Raw genomic sequence first — 2,000 nt, forward strand, 5'->3', positions numbered from 1 at the left:
TTGCGAAGCAACGCTTTCAAAAATTTCCTTGGTTTGGGTTTGAGCGCAAAGCGCTGTAAGTAGCTAGGCGCAATTAAATATAAACCCCCAGAATCAAAACCTATAGCGCACGCTGCACGTGCACTATAGGTTTTGATTCTGGGGTTTACGTCCGAACAGCACTAGCGATCGCTATGTATTCTAGTTTTATACCAAGTTAAGAAATGGCTACGCCATTCCTTAACTTGAAAACCCTTACGAGGTTTAGTTTTTAATTCACAAAAGTGTGATAACACTTTTGTGAATCGATATTTGTTCATTCTAGTTTTGGTTTACCTAATGACAATGTGGAGTCTAGTAGGCGCTTTGCTGTTATCGGTTTCGACCCAAGCCCTCAATGGTCGTGAGGTGGTAACAGTTCCTCGATCGCTAATGAGCTATGTTACCCGTCCTGTTTTAGTCGCGGAAGCCAGCGCCAAGGCGCTACCCAATCCAGTGGTGAATCAAGCGATCGCGATTATGCTCGACGAACTCAAGCAGGCAGGGTTAACTCATCCCGATCAAGGAGTATGGATTCAGTCCCACGATGGCGAGATTGCCTCAGGTCGATTATCTAGCCAACCTTTGCCAACGGCTTCACTTACTAAAATTGCGACCACTCTGGCTTCGTTGCAAACATGGGGTTCTAACTATCGCTTTATTACCAATATCTGGAGTACGGGCAATCTGGGGGGTGGCATTCTCAAAGGAGATCTGATTATTGAGGGTGGTGGCGATCCGTTTTTTGTGTGGGAAGAGGCGATCGCCCTTGGCAATAAACTCAATCAACTAGGTATTAAAAGAATTCAGGGTAATCTGATTGTCACGGGTAGATTTGCGATGAATTTCGAGGCTAATCCTCAGGAAGTGGCTAATTTACTCCGTTTAGCTCTAGATAGCAGTCGATGGGATGGAGAGGTTGCTGAGCAGTATGCGACTATGCCAGCGGGAACAATGAAACCCCAGATTACCGTTCTTGGTAATGTCCGAGCTGTCCCCAATCTCTCCCCAGCGAATATTTCCACAAGTAAATTATTGATTCGTCACGCATCACTGCCCCTCTGGCAAATTCTGAAGCGGATGAATACCTTTAGCAATAATGAGATGGCAGAAATGATTGCCTTACAATTGGGCGGAGGCAAACAGGTGGCGGCGATCGCCTCTAATGCTACGGATATGCCTGCTTCCGAAATTAGATTGATTAATGGTTCGGGGCTAGGACAATCTAATCAAATTTCTCCCCGTGCGGTTGTCGCAATTTTGATGGCAGTGCATAATCGGGCTCAGGTGGAAGGCTTAACCCTCGCCGATCTCTTCCCCAGTAGCGATTGTAACTGCGGTACTATTGAAGGGCGCAAAATACCGAAAGGAACCATCCTTAAAACTGGTACGCTCTCGGATGTCAGCTCCCTAGCAGGAGTTGTCCAAACCCAGCAGCATGGCGCAATATGGTTTGCGATCGTCAATCGTGGTGATGGTGATATTGATGCGTTTCATCGATCGCAAGATCGCGTACTTCAATATTTAGTTACAAAATGGGGTTTACCCAAGTCACCGATTCCTAGTTTTGTCGAAACTCCTTGGCGCGATAGCGATCGCAATGAGATCGTCAAGCAATAATCTAATACCAATTTACAGCGCTTTACGCTCCAATCCAAACCAAGAAACTTTTTGAAAGTGTTGCGAAGCAACACTTTCAAAAAGTTTCTTGTGGTTCTTTTGATCGAAAATTGCTGTATGAGGTTTTATGTGCCTTGGGCACAATGAAAACCTGTGTACTTCAATACTTTGTAAATAATTAGGAACAACGATGATTAAACTCTATGGTGGCGCGAGAAGTCGGGCTGCAATTATTAAATGGTATCTAGAAGACTGGAGTTTAGACTAAAAAAGGAAAAAAAGGCAGAGTAAAAGAGATACAAACTGCCTAAAGTAGATGAAAAAGAAAAGCACATCTACAGTCATGATTATTGATAAACTAC

At 44.4% G+C, this 2,000-nt stretch carries 1 protein-coding gene; it reads left to right on the forward strand.

The features are described from left to right. Window positions 1-318 precede the first annotated feature (318 nt). A complete protein-coding gene (locus PSE7429_RS22730) occupies window positions 319-1,638 on the forward strand; it encodes a D-alanyl-D-alanine carboxypeptidase (protein WP_009629752.1) in 1,320 nt (439 codons plus the stop codon). Window positions 1,639-2,000: the final 362 nt, after the last annotated feature.

This window comes from Pseudanabaena biceps PCC 7429 (genome assembly GCF_000332215.1).
In the GTDB taxonomy this organism is placed as follows: Bacteria; Cyanobacteriota; Cyanobacteriia; order Pseudanabaenales; family Pseudanabaenaceae; genus Pseudanabaena; species Pseudanabaena biceps.

Coding starts and splice junctions, on each gene's coding strand:
- PSE7429_RS22730 (WP_009629752.1), top strand. CDS start 319: ATGACAATGTGGAGTCTAGTAGGCGCTTTGCTGTTATCGGTTTCGACC.